Origin of the sequence: Paraburkholderia sp. EG286B (assembly GCF_040965655.1) — a bacterium.
GTDB lineage: Bacteria > Pseudomonadota > Gammaproteobacteria > Burkholderiales > Burkholderiaceae > Paraburkholderia.
In genome coordinates, this window is the sequence record NZ_JBFRCF010000160.1 from 1 (window position 1) to 469 (window position 469).

Annotated in this window: 2 protein-coding genes; both read left to right on the forward strand. The window is 60.8% G+C overall.

Annotation, left to right across the window (positions count from 1 at the left end):
* Window positions 1-146: 30S ribosomal protein S14 (gene rpsN / locus AB4Y42_RS44200; protein WP_368697893.1), on the forward strand; the 146-nt coding region annotated here is incomplete at its 5' end.
* 14 nt (window positions 147-160) lie between these two features.
* The coding region (gene rpsH, locus AB4Y42_RS44205; RefSeq protein WP_368697892.1) for a 30S ribosomal protein S8 at window positions 161-469 on the forward strand (309 nt) is incomplete at its 3' end.

A 469-nucleotide genomic window follows, 5' to 3' on the forward strand; every position in this document is an offset into this window, starting at 1 on the left:
ATGCGAACCCGACGCGCAAGCGCAATCGCTGCGCGATCACGGGCCGTCCGCGCGGCACGTTCCGCAAATTCGGACTGGCGCGCAACAAGATTCGCGAAATCGCATTCCGCGGCGAGATCCCTGGCCTGACCAAGGCAAGCTGGTAATAGGAGAAACGTAAATGAGCATGAGTGATCCTATCGCCGACATGCTGACTCGCATTCGCAATGCGCAGTTGGTCGAGAAGGTTTCGGTGACGATGCCTTCGTCGAAGGTCAAGGTGGCGATTGCACAAGTCCTGAAGGACGAAGGCTATATCGAAGACTTCGCGGTGAAAGCGGACGGCACGAAGACGGAGCTCAACATCGCGTTGAAGTACTACGCGGGTCGCCCCGTCATCGAGCGCCTCGAGCGCGTGTCGAAGCCGGGCCTGCGCGTGTACCGCGGCCGCAACGACATTCCGCAGGTCATGAACGGCCTCGGCGTGGCC